General features: G+C 70.7%; 10 protein-coding genes, 1 tRNA gene and 1 pseudogene. 3 read left to right on the forward strand and 9 right to left on the reverse strand.

Annotated elements, in window-relative coordinates:
- The 3 genes from Q3W68_RS21685 to Q3W68_RS21695 form a co-directional block, all read right to left on the reverse strand.
- The gene (locus tag Q3W68_RS21685) at positions 1-996 is read right to left on the reverse strand and encodes a MoxR family ATPase (protein ID WP_302907196.1); all 996 of its coding nucleotides are present in this window, start codon (positions 994-996) and stop codon (positions 1-3) included.
- 24 nt (positions 997-1,020) lie between these two features.
- The gene (locus Q3W68_RS21690) at positions 1,021-3,585 is read right to left on the reverse strand and encodes a fibronectin type III domain-containing protein (protein ID WP_302907520.1); all 2,565 of its coding nucleotides are present in this window, start codon (positions 3,583-3,585) and stop codon (positions 1,021-1,023) included.
- A 206-nt stretch (positions 3,586-3,791) separates the two neighbouring features.
- Complete coding sequence (locus tag Q3W68_RS21695) at positions 3,792-4,595, reverse strand: fibronectin type III domain-containing protein (RefSeq protein ID WP_302907521.1); 804 nt, start codon at positions 4,593-4,595, stop codon at positions 3,792-3,794.
- A gap of 1,303 nt (positions 4,596-5,898) precedes the next feature.
- Between Q3W68_RS21695 and Q3W68_RS21700 the strand changes: the two genes are divergently transcribed.
- A complete protein-coding gene (locus Q3W68_RS21700; RefSeq protein WP_302907526.1) occupies positions 5,899-6,285 on the forward strand; it encodes a hypothetical protein in 387 nt (128 codons plus the stop codon).
- Between the two features lie 644 nt (positions 6,286-6,929).
- On the opposite strand, the pseudogene Q3W68_RS21705 reads toward Q3W68_RS21700, so the two are convergent.
- Positions 6,930-7,442, reverse strand: a pseudogene (locus Q3W68_RS21705) (tetratricopeptide repeat protein); the annotation flags it as partial.
- A 200-nt stretch (positions 7,443-7,642) separates the two neighbouring features.
- Between Q3W68_RS21705 and Q3W68_RS21710 the strand changes: the two are divergent.
- Positions 7,643-7,729: transfer RNA gene (locus tag Q3W68_RS21710), tRNA-Leu, on the forward strand.
- Here the strand turns inward: Q3W68_RS21710 and Q3W68_RS21715 are convergent.
- Both Q3W68_RS21715 and Q3W68_RS21720 read right to left on the reverse strand, forming a co-directional pair.
- A complete protein-coding gene (locus tag Q3W68_RS21715; RefSeq protein WP_302907197.1) occupies positions 7,708-9,450 on the reverse strand; it encodes a recombinase family protein in 1,743 nt (580 codons plus the stop codon). The two genes, Q3W68_RS21710 and Q3W68_RS21715, sit on opposite strands and share 22 nt — an antisense overlap.
- A 689-nt stretch (positions 9,451-10,139) precedes the next feature.
- A complete protein-coding gene (locus Q3W68_RS21720; protein ID WP_302907198.1) occupies positions 10,140-12,062 on the reverse strand; it encodes an Hsp70 family protein in 1,923 nt (640 codons plus the stop codon).
- Positions 12,063-12,339: 277 nt separating this feature from the next.
- On the opposite strand from Q3W68_RS21720, the gene Q3W68_RS21725 reads away from it, so the two are divergent.
- On the forward strand, positions 12,340-14,946 hold the full coding sequence (locus tag Q3W68_RS21725; RefSeq protein WP_302907199.1) for a LysM peptidoglycan-binding domain-containing protein: 2,607 nt from the start codon (positions 12,340-12,342) through the stop codon (positions 14,944-14,946).
- Between the two features lie 190 nt (positions 14,947-15,136).
- On the opposite strand, the gene Q3W68_RS21730 is transcribed toward Q3W68_RS21725, so the two are convergent.
- From Q3W68_RS21730 to Q3W68_RS21740, 3 genes are all read right to left on the reverse strand, one after another.
- A complete protein-coding gene (locus Q3W68_RS21730) occupies positions 15,137-15,790 on the reverse strand; it encodes a nucleotidyltransferase family protein (protein WP_302907200.1) in 654 nt (217 codons plus the stop codon).
- Positions 15,763-16,434, reverse strand: coding sequence for a methyltransferase (locus tag Q3W68_RS21735; RefSeq protein WP_302907201.1), 672 nt, complete (start codon positions 16,432-16,434; stop codon positions 15,763-15,765). Before Q3W68_RS21735 ends, Q3W68_RS21730 begins: the two co-directional genes overlap by 28 nt.
- Positions 16,435-16,576: 142 nt before the next feature.
- Positions 16,577-17,305 (reverse strand): MOSC domain-containing protein, encoded by a 729-nt coding sequence (locus tag Q3W68_RS21740; RefSeq protein WP_302907202.1) that lies wholly within the window; start codon positions 17,303-17,305, stop codon positions 16,577-16,579.
- Positions 17,306-17,340 lie beyond the last annotated feature (35 nt).

Below are 17,340 nucleotides of genomic sequence, written 5' to 3' on the forward strand. Positions count from 1 at the left end.
TCAGCCGTGCACCGCTGCGGCCTGGCCCGACGGCAGCGGCACCGGCACCGACGCGACCGCCTGGCGCAGCACCTCGGCGGGCGTGACACCCCGTACCTGCGCGTCGGGGGTGAGCAGCAGCCGGTGCGCGAACACCGGCTCGACGAGCGCCTTCAGGTCCTCCGGCATGATCCAGCCCCGGCCGTCGATGAGCGCGTAGGCGCACGCCGCCCGGGTCAGCGCGATCACCCCGCGCGGGCTCACCCCGACCCGTACCTGCGGATGGGTACGCGTCGCCGCTGCGAGCCGCACCGCGTACGCGTAGAGCGGCTCGGCGATGTGCACCCGCCGGGCCATCTTCACCATCTCGCCCACAGTGGCGGTGTCGGTGACGGCGGTCAGCGAGTCGGGCGAGCGGACCGTGGCGCCGCGCAACACCTCCACCTCGACCGCCTCGTCCGGGTAGCCGACCGACAGCTTCACCAGGAACCGGTCGAGCTGGGCCTCGGGCAGCCGGTACGTGCCGTCCATCTCCACCGGGTTCTGCGTGGCCACCACCAGGAACGGCTGCGGCACCGGATGCCGTACGCCGTCCACCGTGACGGTCCGCTCCTCCATCACCTCCAGCAGCGCCGACTGCGTCTTCGGCGACGCCCGGTTGATCTCGTCGGCGATCACGATGTTGGCGAACACCGGCCCCGGGTGGAACTCGAAGCCCCGGCTGGCCTGGTTGAAGATGGTCACCCCCGACACGTCGGAGGGGAGCAGATCCGGGGTGAACTGGATCCGCCGCCACTGCCCCTTCACCGTGGCCGCGACCGCCCGCGCCAACGTGGTCTTGCCGACGCCCGGCACGTCCTCCAGCAGCACGTGCCCCTGCGCGAACAACGCGGTCAGCGCCAGCCGCACCACCTGCGGCTTGCCCAGCACGACCGCGTTGACGTTGTCGGCCAGCCGGGCGGCCAGAGCGGCGAAGCCCTGCACCTCCGGCTGGCTCAGCGGTTCGTGCGTGTTCACGGATGCGCCTCTCGGGTGGTGCGGTCAGCAGGTGGGCAGGACGTTGAGGTCGTCGCCGCCCTCCAGGTTGAGCCAGGCCCACGGGATGTACGTCTTGCCCTCGTAGGCGACCTGGATCCACCAGTTGCTCTGCTTGTTGTTGTTGTAGATCCAGGCGTCCACGTTCTCGCCCTTGACCTTGCAGTACGTGCGCAGCCGCCGGCCGTCCGGCACCCAGCCCGCCTGCCGGTCGTTGTCCTGCTGGGGCACCTTGAAGATCTCGTTGCCGTTGCGGCCCGGCACCTCCTTGTCGCAGTACGTCCGCTGGTCGCCGTCCGGCCCGTTCTTGCACGTGGCGATGCCGTACACCGGGTCGGTGGTCTGCGCACGGGACGCGGTGCCCTTACCGGCGGCGTTGCTCGCGGTCAGCGTCACCGTGTACGCCGTACCCGGCGTCAGCCCGGTCACCCGCAGGCTGGAACAACTGCCGCTCGCCGTCTTCCCGCCGGTCGCCGCCGTGCAGGAGGCGCGCCCGCCGCCCGCGTCCACGGTGAACGTCACAGTCACCGACGTGGCGTCCGCCGACGAGCCGGTCACAGTGATCCGGGGCTCGGCCACCGTCCGCGCGGTGGTGCTCGCCTCCGGTCCCGGCCCGGCCTCGTTCACCGCCTTGACCTTCACCGTCACGTTCTGGCCGTTGCCCAGCCCGCCCACGGTGGCCCGCACGTCGGTCACCTCGACGGACTTCCCGGCCGCCTCCACCACGTACTTCGTCACCGGACGGCCGTTGTCCACCGCCGGGGACCACTGCACCGCGATCGTGCCCGGCTGGTCGGCGACAGTCGACGCGCGCAGCTCCGTCGGCGCCTTCGGCACGGTGAACGGCACCACCGTGTTGCTCACCGGCGACGCCTTCGACCCGGCGCCCTTCTCGCTGACCGCGGTCACCGTGAACGCGTACTGCGTGCCGTACTCCAGTTGCCCGGCCGGCACCGCCAGCTCCGTCTTCGCCGACTCACCGGCCGGGGCGCTCGCACCGGCCGAGGTCGCCGTCACCGCGTACTTCGCGATCTTGTTGCCCTGGCCGTCGGCCTCGGGCCAGCTCACCCGCACCGTGCCGTCCGGCCGCGCCTCGGCGGTCACCGACGCCGGCGGGTCCGGCACCTCGGCGGTCGGCACCACCGGGTTGCTGCGCCGCGCCGGCCCCTCACCCTTCGCGTTCACCGCGTGCACCGAGAACGTGTACGTCTCACCGTTCGTCAGGCCGGTGATCTCCAGCGCGCGCTGGTTCGCGCCGACCTGATGGGTCTGACCGGCGCCCTCCACCACGTACCGGGTGATCTCGGCGCCGTTGGACGCGGCCGCCTGCCAGCTCACCCGCGCCGACGCGTCACCCGCGGCGGCCGTGACCGACTTCGGCGCACCCGGCTTGGACACCTTCGGCTTCTTCGGCGGGGGCGGCGGCGGAGCCACCGGCGGCGGGTCGCCACCCAGCACGTCGTTCGCGTACTTGTCGACCTCGCGGACCTGGTTGCGGTCGTCGACCACCTGCGCTGTGGACGAGTCCGGCGGGTTGATGAACAGGTGGTTCTCGCGGACCTCCAGCTCGACCGGGCCGGGGCGGCCGGAGCCCTTCACGGTCTGCACGAGCTGCCCCTCGGCGTCGAAGGCGTACACAGTGCCGGTGTTCTCGTCGGCGCAGTAGAACCGGCCCGCCCAGGACACCGCCGGGCTCAGCCGGGCACCCGTGCCGGGCACCGTGAACCGCTTCACCTCGCGGCTGTCCCGCACCACGTGCACCGACCGGTCGCCGGAGACCGTGACCGGCACCTGCGGCCCGCTGGTACGCGTCGGCAGGTTCCCCGGCGCGGTCATGCTCAACTCCGCCCGCCGGGTCTGCCCGCCGACTACAGTCACCAGCGACGCCGAGGTGCGGTCCAGCACCGCCACGCCCTCGTCCAGCGTGGACACGACCAGCTCGTGCGCCGGCTCGGCCACGTCGTACGTCTCGACCCGCTTCGGGCTGAGCCCGGCCGGCGGCGCGTCACCGGGCGTCTCCGGCAGCTCGGCGGCGGTCACAGCCGAGACGGTGCCCTCGCTGGGCACCGCGATCCACAACTTGCCCGCGCCGTCGAACGTGCCGCCGGTGATGCCCGGCGGGTAGCGGACCGGCTCACCCACCGGCGTCAGGGCCCGCGGGTCGAGCTGCCGGACGATGCCCTGCACCGCGTCCACGACGAACGCCGCGTCCTCGTGCAACGCCACGCTCACTCCGAGCCCGGGCGCGGTCGGCGTGGTGGCGGTGATCTGCAACGTCGCCAGGTCCAGCGAGCTGACCCGGCCGGTGTTGAGGTCGCGCAGGATCAGCAACCGGTCGGTCTGTGCCACCTGCATCTGGTGCCGCCGCCCGCCGGGCACCTCCATCCGGGTGTCCACCCGCGCGGTGACGCCGTTGACCCGGGCCAGCTCGCTGCGAGTGGTGCTCCACAACCAGGAGGACGCGTCGAAGCTCGCCACCGCATTGTCGGCCGCGCCCAGCCCGAGCACCGTCAGGCCCATCGCGGCCAGCAGCGCGGCCACCGTGCCGATGGTCACCAGCCCGCCGCGCATCCGCGACCGTGGACGGGCCTGCTCCGGCCCGGTGCCCGTGACGTCCTCGATGGTGGTCACTGTCGGCTGCCTCCCCGTGTCGGTGGGGGAGAGACGCCGAGCACGGCCGACCCTCCCCAGAGCCGGGAGCCATCATAGGTGCCGTCCGGAGCCGGTGAAACCCGCACCGTCCTCCTGTGGACACCGAGCGTGTCGCCCGTGGACGCTCAGTTCGGCGTGCCGCCGCCCTCCCGGTCCGTGCAGACCTGACCCGATGTGGCATACGAGTCGGTCGAGTAGACAGCCAGCACCGTGAAGCAGTAGTCCAGCTTTGCGCTCAGCCCGTTCACCGTGTACCGGGTCTGCCCGGCGTCCACAGTGGCCATCACCCCGAGCTTCTGCCCGGCCCGGCCACCTGCCACCACGAACGGCACCCCGCCGTTCGTCGGGTCGGTCCAGGTCACCGTCACTGTGGTGGTGTCGTCGCGCAGCTTGAGGTCACCCGGCGGCGGACCGGCCACCTTCGGCGACGGTGAGCCGGACGCGGGAACGGGAGCCGGCGGCGCCGCCTCCCGGTTCAGCAACACCGCGCCGACACCGACCGCCGCCACCACCGCGAGCACCGCGCCGCCGACCACCAGGGCCAGCACCGTGCGGTTGCGGCCCGAGCGCTCCGGCTCCATCGGGTACGGGCCCTGCTGCTCGACCGGCTGCTGGTGGAACATCGGCGGGGTCGCCGGCCAGGCGCTCTGCTCCGGCTGGGCCGGTGGCTCCGGTCGCGTGGACTCGGGGAAGTCCAGCAGATCCTCGTAGATCGTCATCGGCCGGTTCGGCTCCGGCGCGTCCCGCTCCGGTTCGCCTGCCGCCTCGGCGGGCGCCGGCTCGTCCTCTTCCGGCTCCGGGTCGGTGGGCCGGTCGACCGGCTGGGACGGGGCGACGCTGCTCCACGGCGGCGCGACCATGCCCCAGGGCGGTACGGAGGAGCCGCTGACAGGTGCCGCGCTGACCGGTGCCGCTGGTGGTCCGCTCACGGGCGGCGGGTAGCTGCCGGGGGGACCGCTCACCGGTGGGCGTCCGGCGGGCGGCGCGCTGACCGGCGGTGGGTAGCCGGGTCCGGGTGGTGCGCTGATCGGCGGCGGGTACCCAGGTCCGGGTGGTCCGCTGACAGGTGGTCCGGGAGGCCCGCTGACCGGTGGCGCGGGTGGTGCGCCGGCCAGCGACGGGTAGGCGGGTGCGGGTGGTCCGCTGATCGGCGGGCCGGGAGGACCGCTGACGGGGGGTGCGCTGATCGGTGGTCCGGGAGGGCCGCTGACGGGTGGCGCGGGTGGTGCGCTGGTCGGCGACGGGTAGCTGGATGCCGGTAATCCGCCGACCGGGTGTGCGGGGGGTGCGCTGATCGGAGACGTCGGGGGCGACTCGACGGGCGGCGCGCTGACCGGCGCAGCGCCGGCGGGCGGAGCGCTGACCGGCGTTGCGCGGACGGGCGGAGCGCTGAACTGGGGCATAGCGGGCGGCGGCGCGGCTGCTGCCGGAGCACCGGCGGTGGGTGCGCCCAGAGTGCTCGGCACATCCGGCGAGGGCGCGCTCGGCTGCATCACGCTCGCGGGAGCGTCGCCGCCACCCGTAGCCGACGGTCCGCCGATCGGGGATGTGCTCGCCGGCGGCGCGCTCACCGCAGGCGTCCCGGACGAGGGGGCCCGGGCCGGGCCGGCGGGCGGTGCGCTGAGCGGCGGCGAGCCCTCGGACCGTCCGCTGGTCGTGGGCGCGCTGACCGGAGGGCTGCTGACCGGTCGTGCACCGGCCGGGGTCTCGCTGGCGGCGTCGGCCGCCGCGGGCTCGGCCGGAGCGCCGGTGGCCGCCGTCGCGGCCTTGCGCGCCGCCTCCTCTTCCAGCAGCGGGCCGATCTGCTGCACCTGGATCGTCGGCTTGTCCCAGCCCGGTCCACCGGGGACAGGCGGTGTGGTACCCCGGCCGGAAGCGTCGGTGCCGGTGCCGACCGCCCGCTCCGCGGGGGGAGCGGTTGCCTCGGCCGTCGCAGTCGCCCGTGGGGCAGGCGCCGGTCGGGGCGGAGCAGGTGCGGAGGGCGGCGTCGGTGCGGCGGCTGCGGACGGCGCCGACTCGTCCACCGGCTGGGGCGTGGGCGCCGGTGGCGCTGCCGGGGCCGAAGGGGTGACCGGTGGCGGAGCGGGCAGGGACGACACCGGCGGGACGACCGGAACGGCCGGCGGTGGAGGCAGGTCGCCGGCTGCCGGAGCCGGCACGCGCGGCGCCGGCGGCAGGACGGTCGGAGGCGGAGGCACGAGTCGCGCCGAGGGCGTCCGCGACGGTGGCGGGGTGATCGCGGCGGGCGGCGCCTCGGTGACCGGCGGTGCGGGCGGCGGCGGGATGACCGGCGGGGGCGGAAGTGGGGACGTGCCGACGGTTCCCGGCATCCGCGGCGACGGCCGCGAGGGCGTGCCGGTAGTTCCGGGCATCTGTGACTGCGGGTGCGGCGTACCGGACGTGCCCGGCTGCGGGCGCGACAGCGGCGTACCGGCCGCCGGTGCTGTGGTCGGCGTTCCAGGCGCCGCCGCGGGTGTTCCCGGTGCCGGACCGGGCGTCGACGTGCCGGCGGCGGCCGGGTGCGAAGGCGCGGCGGACGTGCGGGACGGCACCGGGGTCACACCGGGAGCGGTGGCCGGTCGGCCGTACGTCGCCGGTGGTGCCTGGGGGACACGCTGAGCCGGGGGAACCGGGATGACGCCCTGAGCCGGGGGCACCGGGCGGACACCGGGAACCTGCGGGGCTGTCCCGGCAGCCGGCGACCTGGTCGGGGCGGCGGGCTCGATGGGCACCACCGGGAACCGGGTCGTCGCCTCATCCGTGATGGGGGCGAACCGCGTCGTCGCCTCCTCGGTGACGGGGGCGAACCGGGTCGTCGCCTCCGGGACAGGCGGCGAGGGCGGCGCCCACGCACTCGCGGGCCCGCTCGGCCCGGCCGCGGGAGGCTGCCGCGGCGGGGCGGGTGCAACCGGGGGAGGCGGAGCGACACGCGGGTTCGGCGCGGACTGAGCTGGCTGCCCGGCGTGGGGCGCCTGCGGTGCCGGGCCCGAGCGGGGAGCCCACTGCGAACCGGGTACCGGCGGACTTGCGGCGGGCACGCCCGGGGCGGCGGGCCGAGGCGGTGCGGGCGGGTGCGGTGGTGCGACCGCCCGCAGCGAGACGGTGGGCTCGGACACTGCGTGACCGGGGTACCCGGAGGAGGCGGGGCCGGGGCGGGCCGGACCAGCGCTTCCGGGCAGTGCCGGATCGGGGCCTCCGGGCGGGCTCTGGTTCGGATGCCGCGGCAGGGACGGATTGGAGTGCCCGGGCCGGCCCGGATTCGGGTGGCCGGGCAGGGGCGGACCGGGGTGCGGGCCGGCAGCGGCGGCGGAGCCGCCGGGGGAGGGGCCATAGCCCGCGGGAGCGGCGGCGGAGCCGCCGAGGTACTGGCGGGCTGCGCGTACCGCGGGGTGGTCGGGACCGAGCACGGCGGGCCCGGCGGTCGCCACGCGGCTGTAGTTGCGGCGGGCCTCGTGCCGGTTGCCCAGTTCCTCGGACACCCCGGCGAGGTCGAAGCTGAGGGCGAGCATCAGCGGGTCGGCCTCGCCGCGGCGGCGCTCGCCGGCCGCGTAGGCCTCTTCGAGTACGCGCCGGGCGGAGGCCGGGTCGTCGGCCTCGCGGTGCAGCCGGGCCAGCAGGTGGCCGGTGGCCAGGACGTCCGGGTGGTCCTCGCCGTACGCCGGGCGGGCCGCGATGATCGCGTCGGCGAGCAGGCGGCGGGCGCTTGTCAGGTCACCTGCGGCGCGCAGCGCGAGGGCCTGGTGTTGAGCGGCGATCAACGGGGAGGGGTGGGACACGGGAGCAATGCTGCCCGGAATCGGCTGTTGCGCGCTACCCACCCGATCTATGTGGCCGTTGACCTGCGCAAACGTGCCCAGCTGGAGCTGATGTGCATGATCGTTCCGGGCCGTGTACAGTAATGCCCCGTGCGGCCCGCCAGGCCGACCGATGCGGTGAGCAGCTCACATTGGTCGACCGGGTAGGCTGGTACGTGCAGGTCCGGGTGGCGGAATGGCAGACGCGCTAGCTTGAGGTGCTAGTGCCCGTATAGGGCGTGGGGGTTCAAGTCCCCCCTCGGACACCAACTGAATCCCAACGGTGCGCGGCAAGGTCAACACTTGCCCGCACCGTCTGCGTTTCCGGGTCGTACGACAAGTGCAGCCCGAGGCTGCGGTAGACCTCCAGTTTGTGTTCCGGCTGTGCGTTCCGTAGGGCGGCCACGAGGTCTCCGAGTTCCTCGACGACGGCGATGATCTGCTCCTCGCTGTAGCGGGCAGGGACGTTGGTCTTCTCTTCAACTGGCGTGTGCTGGTGCCGTTCGGCGTGTTCGCGTTCTGCTTGGGTCTCGGCGATCCAGCCGGCCACGACGCCTGGGTCGGCGCCTGCGTCGAGTGCCGCCCGGTAGCGGGCCAGTTTGGCGTCGCACTCGGCGATTGTGGCTCCTTCGACGAGCGCCGTCGGGGCGGCGGTGGGCGTGCCGGTGTGGGCCTGGTCGAGGAGTGTGGTGATGGTGTTCCGTCGGTGCAGTGGCCCGAAGCCTTGTATGAGCCAGGTGTCCAGCGGTGTGATCAGCACGTCTTCCCGCATGATCACATTTCGGGGGTGGTCGACTCTGTTGGCCAGGGCGTACTCCTGGGGGAAACGGCAGCGGTAGTAGGCGACGCCGTGGGAGTGCTGGCCTTGCATCTTGCGGCCGCAGATGCCGCAGTGGACCAGGCTCTTGAAGACGTAGGGGTGGCGGGATCGGTGTGCCCGTTTCGGTGAGGTGGCGGTGCGGGCCCGAAGGCCGAGCATGTCCTGAACGCGGTCGAAGTCTGCCTGCTCGACCAGGGGCTCGTGGACCAGTTCGTTGGAGGTGACCCAGCGGTCGCGTTGGTTCCACCGCATGACCGGGGTATGGCCGAGGGCGACGTCGTCGACGTCGAGCAGCACTTCGTCGGTGCGTTGCTTGTTCCAGACCTGGCGGCCGGTGTAGCGGGGGTTGGTCAGGATCGTTCGTACGGCGGTCTTGGACCAGGCGAGCCCGTCTCGGTGGGGGTTGCGGGCACGGTCGTACGCGGAGGGGCAGAGGATGTCGTCGCGGGTGAGCGCCTCGGCGATGGCGAACATTCCGTATCCGGCCAGGTACATGCCGAAGATGCGCTGGACGACGGGTGCGGTCTGCGGGTCGGGGGTCAGGCCGCGGAGGCGTTTGCCGTCGGCGGCCTTTGCCGGGTTCGGGTGCGGTCCGAGGTCCTTGAGCGTGTAGCCGTACGGTGGCCGTCCGCCGAGGAATCGGCCCTCCAGTTGAGTCTGGGAGGCCATGGCGGTGCGGACCCGGACCTTCACCCGGTTCCGCTCGCCCTTGCTCATGCCGCCGAAGACGGACATGACCAGGTCATGCGCCTCGTTGTCCGGATCGATCAACCCGCCGACCTCCGGCACCCACAACTGGACGCCGTAGTGCGTGAACAGCGGCATGGTCAGACCGAACTGGTTGCCGTAGAAGGCGCGGTGCGGCTCACCGATGACGACAGCGGTGAAGCCGCGCTGAGGGTTGCGCAGGGCAGCGAGCAGCCGGCTGGCTTCCGGGCGACGTTGCCACGGCAAGGACCGGCTGTGGCCAACATCGAAGAACTCCTCGTTGATCACGCCGCTCCGAGGGGTGATCAACGTCCGGGCGAGTGATAGTTGCCAGCGTCGGGACGACTCCGGATCCTGGTTGTCCTCGGTGGAAACCCGGCCGTAGAAGGCGAAGGAGAGCGTCGGGGCTTCGAAGCTCATCTTCGTGAGGTCTCGTCTCAGGCGGTCATGGTCAACGGTCATGTTTCCTCCGTGAGGTCTTGAACAGCGGCGCAGTGGGCACGGTGCACCTCGACGAGGAGCCGTAGGAGGGCGCGCGCGGCGGCCGGCCCGAATTGTGGCGGTTCCAGGGGTGCGATTACCTGAATTCCAACGGACGATGTCGCATCGGTGACATTCGGACCGCAATTCATATTGTAGTCCTGTTCTGGCTGTTCCGAAAATTCTGACCGGGATTTCGGCATGCTGTTTCCCCCACTGGGTTGGCATTGCTTTCTTGTGGCGCTCAGGGGTGTCCATGGCGTGGTTCTCCTTCCCTGTTGGGGTGACCCGTGGTCCGTGTCGCTGAAATTGCGTCACGGCGTCGATAGCCGCTCGATTGCTCCTTGGAGCAGGGCAAAGTGAGTGGTCCGAGGCGCGGTGATTTGCTCGTCCGGCAAGGGTTCGAGGCGTCCGCGAGTAATTCAGAGCTGCAGTGGGTTCAGGAACAGCGATATGCCGTCGAGTTCTACTCGACGGCATATCGCTGTTCCTGGTTCCTGGCGGTCGATGTTCCCAGGAACCTATTTATCTTGTCTGCGGCTGAGCTTGTCGGCTTTCAGGACCAGCAGTGCTCGTTGGCACTCAAAGCCGGCAGCGGCATCGTTGAACGGGCATCGGTGGGGTCGCCGACTCGAATCAAGACTTTGAGGCCTGGGCTGCTCGGCTGGTTGTCAGCCTGTTGGGTTACTGCCCGCTAAGCGGCGTAGCGCCTGCCCGGTGCCGGGGTAGGCGAGCCGCAGGGTGTGGGCGGTGAGTTGGATGGCCCACCAGGTGAGGGCGACGAGGTAACCGACCAGCAGGGCGCTGCTGGTGTCGCTGGTGAAGACGATGGCGTAGCCGATGGCGAGGCCGGGGGCCGTGATGGTGCGGGTGGTGCGGCTTCGGCTGGTGGTCAGGGCGGTGGCGATGCCGAGCAGTGCTGCTCCGGCGCTGCCGATGAGGCCGGGCATGCCGGTCAGGTCGACCGGTGGGGTGAGGGTGATCGCCGCGCGCATGAGACAGATACCGATGGTTGCGATGGCGGCGGGCAGGGCCGCCGGTCGGGTGCGGGCGAGCCAGTTGGACAGTTGCGGGGCCGCGATGCGGGGAGCGGTGGCGGCGATGATCGCGGCGCAGGCGGCGAGGGGGAGTGCGGAGCCGAGGGTCCATTTCAGGTATGGCTCGTAGCCGAACTGGACGGCGGTGCCGGTGGCGAGGCCGTAGAGGGCGGCGGCGGTTGATCCGCCGACGGCGGCGGCGAGGTATCCGCGTCTGATGAGGTGGCCGGTGGTGGGTTCGGAGGTGGCTGCGTTGGGGGTGCCGGCGAGCCAGGTGGTGGGGGCGAGGTGCGCCACGGCGAATGCGGTGAGCATGGTGAGGGCACCGGCGATGCCCAGTTGAGGCAGGGAGAGGCGGACGCCGACGACCTGGACGGAGTAGGTCGTGACGATGTCCGCGGTGAGGATGGTCTGTAGGAGCACGGTGAGCGAGCAGACGCCGAGGATGATGGCGCTGGTCAGGTCACGGACGCGGAGCCGAACTCGTGGCAGTGCGGTGTCGTTGGCGGTAGTTGCTGTCTGGTGATGGGCTGCGGTGAGCGCGAGGGCGCCGTCAGCGAGGGCGTGGGAGTGACCGTCGAGGGCGGTCGGAGTGTGCCCGGTGACGGCCGCGAGGCGTTCCTGTAGGCCAGGGATTGCTTTGGTTTCCCGGTGGATCACGTGGCTGAGGTGCTGCTGGCTGATGTCGGCGGCGTCGAGAATGCCTTGGACGGCATTGGCGGTCTCGTCGAGGAGGGGCTGCGCTGCTGCGGTGACGTCGTCGCGGGTCAGAACGGCCGGTGGGCGGGGCGAGGGCAGGAGAACGGGTGCGCGTTCCTGAGTTGAGAGGGCGGTCCTGGCCTGGCGGATGGACTCCAGCAGCGCCGCGTCGGCTGGCTCGGGTGTGGCCCCTCTTTCGGTTCGTTGTGGGGGGTCGTCTGCGATGCTGCGGGCCAGGAGGTGCTGCGCGAGGTCTCGGTCCAGGTCGCGGCTCGGGCTCACCTGGCGGGTGGCGAGTTCCTGGTACCCGTCGGGGCTGGCTTGCAGGACGGTCAGCGTGATTGGACGCCGCTCGGCGTCGCAGATCAGCAGACATGTGCCATCCGGGGTGTGGCCGGCGGTCGCGTAAGCGGCGAGTGCTGCTGGCGCGGTGACCATGGCCGGTGCGGGGAGGCCCGCCCGGGCTGCCGCGTCGGTGAGATGCCCCCGTCGGCGCGGTCCCCAGGCCGATGGGATGGTCACGGTCAGAGCGGCGACCGGTACGGCGACTTGGCGGACTGCCTGGTCCGCGACGTACCACAACTGCCCGGCGAGCAGCTGTACGGCGTCCACCGGCGGCTCGGCGTCAGCCGCGTGCAGGAGGTCCACCGGGTCGCGGATGAACTGGTGACCTACCGAGGGCTCCGGCAGCCCGTTGACGCCGGGGTGTAGTTGACCGGCGGGGTCGATCACGATGCCGTGCGGCATGACGATACGGCCGTTGAGCAGGACGGGGATCCGGGTGCCATCGAGGTCGACGGTGGCGGCGATTGCCGACGACGTGAGATCGATCGATAGTCGCGTGCCCCCGCTTGGCATGCGAGGCAGTCTCTCCCGACCGGGGAGTAGATCGTCAACCACGTTCTCGTCCCGTGATCGATTGTGCGCGCATGGTGAGAATCCTTCCTGAGGAGATGGCCCTCGATGGGTATCGCCGTGTATGCGAGAGGAAAGGGATCTACCAAGCGGGGGGACGGACAGGATGTCGCAGCAATCCCCGGAAAGCGGCAACCGGCTAGCCGAATACGCGCGTCCCACGGTCTACGTCCCGCCCGCCTCAACGCCGCCACGCGACACAGCGGGGCGGGTGTCCTCCGTGATCCGACCGGTCCGGGCCACCGTAGCCACGGTCGTGTTCCTGGCCGGGGTACCGGCGTTGCTGGTATCCCTCGACGGCAACCCGCTGCGGAGGTGGCCGTCCTGGACGCAGGTGGTGGCATGGTTCGATCAGCCGAACGAACGGTTCACCTCGACCGTCCTGGCCGGCGCAGCTGTCTGGGCGGTGTGGCTGTTGTGGGCCGTGCTCGCGCTACTGCTGATCGCCGAGCTGATCGCGCTGGCGACCCGATGGCGGATCCCGGTGCTACGGCTTCCCGCACCACTGCACCGGCTCGTGTTCGGCCTGGCCGGCACCGCGGCGATCGCCGTCACCTCCGTCGGCCAACTGAACACCGGCGGCGTTCGACCACCGGCGGCCGTCGACGCGGCCGAGGCAGCGGCTGTTCCTCAGCAAGCCCTCGCGCAAGGGCCGGCAGTGATTCAGGTCGGCAACACCCGCTACCTGTACACCGTCGAGCGACACGACACCCTGTCGAAGATCGCCAAGCAGTGGCTCGGTGACGCCGGCCGCTGGCCGGAAATCTGCCGCATGAACAAGCACCGCCACTTCCCCCAGGTCGGCGGCACACTGCGTGACTGCGACTTGATCTACCCGGGCTGGGAACTGCGGCTACCCGCCGATGCCCAACCCCCACAGACCGCCATCCCGGGCCGCCGCCCGCCCTCACCGCGACCTGGCACCGTCGCCCCATCCCCACCGCCGAGCAACCCGCCGGAAGCCCCGCAGCCCACCGATCCATCCACGCCGGAAAACCATGAGACGGCTGCCACGCCCAGGAGCTCTTCGCCGACCGCACCCGCCGCACCGGATTCCGGGTCACCCACCGACGCTCCCACGCGGCCTTCGTCCTCGCCGGAAGCCGACGGCGCGCAACGCCGGCAGGACGCCGACCACCAGCGGGGTCTGCAGCTGACCTCCGCGGAGTGGCTGCCCTGGTCACTCGCCGCCGCCATCAGCGCGGCGGCTGCCCTGGTGTGGCGGCAGCGCCGGCGCCGCTACACCGGTGACCCCCACGATCCGCCCACTGACCTGCCGACCCCGGTGGCCGAGCTACGCCGTGCCGTGGCCCGAAACCCCGAACTCCCGCACCCCGACGACGGGGCACCAGTGGCCGCCCTTGTCCCGCTGCCGTCCGGTGGCGTCGGCCTCGTCGGCGACGGCGCAGCTCCCGCCGCACGCGCCACCCTCGTAGCAGTGCTGGCTTCCGGCGACCCGCAACACCCCGATGCGCGCGGCGAAGTCGTCATCGACGCCGCTACCCTCACCACGCTGCTCGGCACCGAAATGACGACCGTCAGCCCATGGCCCCGCCTGCACATCACCGACACCCTCGACGACGCACTCACCACGATCGAGACCCAACTGCTGCACCGCAGCCGCCTTCTCGACGAACAGACACTGACCGACCCCGAAGAGCAGCAACAACCCAAGAATCCGGAAGCAAAGGTTCCGCCTCCGGTCGTCCTCATCACAGAGACACCAGCCGCAGCAGCCGCAGCCCGCGTCAAAGCGGCTCTGGCCGCGGGCGCCAGCAAGCAGGTATTCGGGGTACTGCTCGGTGAGTGGCCCCCCGGCGTCACCATTGACGTAGCCCCAAACGGACAGACCACCCTCATATCCGGTCAGCCAACCGAACCGCTACCGCCGCGCCTACCCGTACTCGAACCCACCACAGCGATCCAGACCCTGACCACGCTGCGAGAAGCACAAACCGGCGAACCTCCAACGACAACCTCGCCAGCCGAGCCAGCCACGGTCATTGCCCTGCACGCCAGCCGGAATGACGCGGCATCTCAGGATCAGCCCACGGCGACTGCAACCTCCTCCGCCGCTGTCGTCGGGAAGGCCCGACTTCGGGTGCTCGGCTCGCCGCGGATCGAGGACATCACCAAACCGGGCCGGCCCCTGCGCGCCAAAGCCCTCGAACTCGCCGTCTTCCTGGCCTGCCACCCCGACGGCGTCACCACCCGCGACATCGGCGAATACCTCGAACCCGACGCCCGCCTCAGCCAAGCCGATCAACGCGTACACACCAACGCTTCGAACCTGCGACACGTCCTCGGCCGTGCCGGCACCGCCGAGACGAAAAACGCCTACGTCATCAAAACCGCCGGCAGGTACCGACTCGACCCGACGACGGTCGACGTCGAGGTGTGGACCCTCCGAGACCTCATGCGCCGCGCCACCATCGCCACCGGACCGCGACGCCACGAACTGTTGACCGCTGCCTGCGAGCTCTACGACGCGCCACTGGCCGATGGGCAGGACTACGAGTGGCTCCAGCCCCACCGCGAGACGGTGCGGCGATGGGGCACCGAAGCCCACCTGCTCCTCGCCGACGACCTGCTTAAGCCAGACCCGCAGACCGCATCTGACCTGCTGGACAAAGCCATCGTCCTGGACCGGTACAACGAAGCCCTCTACACCAAGGCTATGCACGCCCGGCACGCCCTCGGCGATGCGGACGGCATTCGTACTCTTCTGCGCGCCCTGACGAGAGTGCTCGCCGACCTCGATGCTCAACCGAGCGAAGACACTATCGCCCTTGCCGCCCGGCTCGGCGCGGAGTTGGACCATACCTGACCTAAACGCTTCACAACGCCACGGTCCGTGTGCCCAGGAACAAGGACATGACGCATTGGGCGCCAGCCGATGCGGACTGGCCGCCCAACCTAACGACTCGAGCCTCGCCTTGGCGGCTCATGGAGCTCAGGTGGCGTCCGGATCTGCCGAGAACAGTGCACTCGATCATGCGCGGCGAGCCCCGCATTCTTCATGCTGGTGGGATCACAGTGACGCCGGGCCACCGTGTTCGAGGCTGATGGCGCTCAAGCCGGGTAAGGGACTGGGCGATGGTGACGCGTCGGGGGTTGCGCCGCCAGACGCCGTTGAGGAGGTCGCCGACGCCCAGCGGGGCGCAGATCTCGACAGCATCGTCCGCGTCGAGGCGCACTGCCACCGCTGTAGCGGTCTCAGGCCACGTGTTGACAGCATCTTGGATCGATTTGAGCGGTTCGACTGCACCGCCTCCGAACTTGCCGGGATACCAGATGTGTACCGCGGCCTGGTTCTTCGCTTCCCACGGCACTCCGGGAAGACGTGTCCGAAGCTGTTCGGTCACCCGGTCGTCGTTGCTGCGGCTCAGATCATGTGGATCGAAGAACGCCACGTCGACGTCGCGGACTCGGGCAGGTGAGAAGCCTGATCCGTAGCGCTCGCCCCAGACGAGGTCTCGCAGAACGCCAGCACCTACCCAGGCGTCGGCGAGGGACTCGTCACGTACTGTTTCCAGCACGCGCACCAACCATGTGCTCGACCGGATCAGATCGATCAACGCATCTGCCGTGTTGTCACTTGGGTGCTCTTCGTTCCCGGCGTCGGGGCGCCGCGGGTATGTGGTCACGGTCGGCGCCAGATGGCTTCCCACTGGGTCCACTGTCCGATGCCCGGTGGGATCCGTTCGGTCCGTTGCGCCCGCAGCGGAAGCACGGGCATCCATCCGTTGAACAGAGTGTCTAGCTCAGCCCCGCTGAAGAAGTGGATAGTCAGCCCGTTCTTCGGCCCTGCCGTGTAGCGGACCGAGAACCCCTCGTCCGGATCACGCTCGACGATCTCATGCGCCGGCCATACGTCGGTTCCTACAGCGTTGACGCGCACGCACAGCAGCCCACCGGCCTCAACTCGCTCCTGCGCCATACGAATATGCTCATGTGCCTCACGCCGGTCACCGTGCTGGAACACCTGAATCCCGACAACAAGCGGCCACCGACGGCCAGGAGGCAACGCTTCGAGGTCTCCATGAACCAGATGACTCGCCCGGTCCGGCCGGGCCTGCGCAAGCTGGCGGATGGCCTCATCCGACACGTCCAAACCCAGAAGGTTCAGACCGCCGTCGAGTAGCGGAAGCAGATTCCTGCCGTTGCCGCAGCCGATGTAGAGACCCGCGGAGATATTGTCGCGCCCGACAGCCTGCAGTATGTCGCCTACGAAGCCAACAGGTGGTTCGTCGGCATAACGGCCGTGCTTGTACTCCTCATTCCACGCCTCGGCGGTGCTTCTCGCGACGCTCACCGCGTCACTCTGGCACACCCTCACGCTCCACGTGATCCCTCCATGCCTACCCACCACCGACGCACTGGCGGCTGGTCGGCCAAGATCGGGTGCACGGATCTGCCGCGGTTAGTGACCCGCGATCATGCCGATAGCCCACTGCCTAGACGGGGGCGAGGGGCGTGCGGGGTGTGTCGGGAAGGGTCACCGTGATCGGCTGGCCTGGCACGACCTCGCCGCCGCGTTCGACCACTGCCATCACGCCGGCCTTGCGAATGACCGGCGCGGTCGCGCACTCCGGCGACGCGGTTGACGGAGCAGGGTCGTCGGTCGGCGTCCCGTCCGCGCGGGACAGCACCACCTTGAGCAGCCCGGGCCGAAAGGCGTTGATCTGCGCACAGGGGTTGCGCAGGCCGGTCAGTCGCACGGCTGGACCGCCGAAATCGAGCAGCGTCCCGGTCGGCAACCCCAGCAGGTCGAGGTCGGCGGTGAGGACGTTCTCCCCGAGATCACCCGGCCCCAACTCATAGCCCATGGCCCGAGCGTCGTTGAAGACCTCGGCATGGATGAGGTGGACCTGGCGCAGGTTGGGCTGGTTCGGGTCGCGACGCACGCGCGACCGATGCTGGACCAAGGTCCCGGCGTGGGCATCGCCGAGTACACCGAGCCCGGCCACGAGGGTGATCGACTTGGCCGGCGCCTTGCTGAACCGATGGGTCTCGTCACGACAGACGGCAACGACGCGGGGGGTCGGCATACGGTCATCCTCTCGCGTCGCCCGCCGGAAGCGTGCGACGAACTCGTTCGGCCAGAGCGCGGTGCAGCCCGGCCGGAGCGGTGTGCATGTGGCCATAGGCATCACCAGCGACCAGCGGCATTCGAACTCGATCAAGCTGGCGCAACCGAAGCATAGGAGTCGGACGGCCC

The organism is Micromonospora sp. C28ISP2-4, from assembly GCF_030519385.1.
GTDB lineage: Bacteria > Actinomycetota > Actinomycetes > Mycobacteriales > Micromonosporaceae > Micromonospora > Micromonospora tulbaghiae.

Coding starts and splice junctions, on each gene's coding strand:
- Q3W68_RS21690 (WP_302907520.1), bottom strand. CDS start 3,585: ATGCGCGGCGGGCTGGTGACCATCGGCACGGTGGCCGCGCTGCTGGCC.
- Q3W68_RS21715 (WP_302907197.1), bottom strand. CDS start 9,450: ATGACCGTTGACCATGACCGCCTGAGACGAGACCTCACGAAGATGAGC.
- Q3W68_RS21720 (WP_302907198.1), bottom strand. CDS start 12,062: ATGCCAAGCGGGGGCACGCGACTATCGATCGATCTCACGTCGTCGGCA.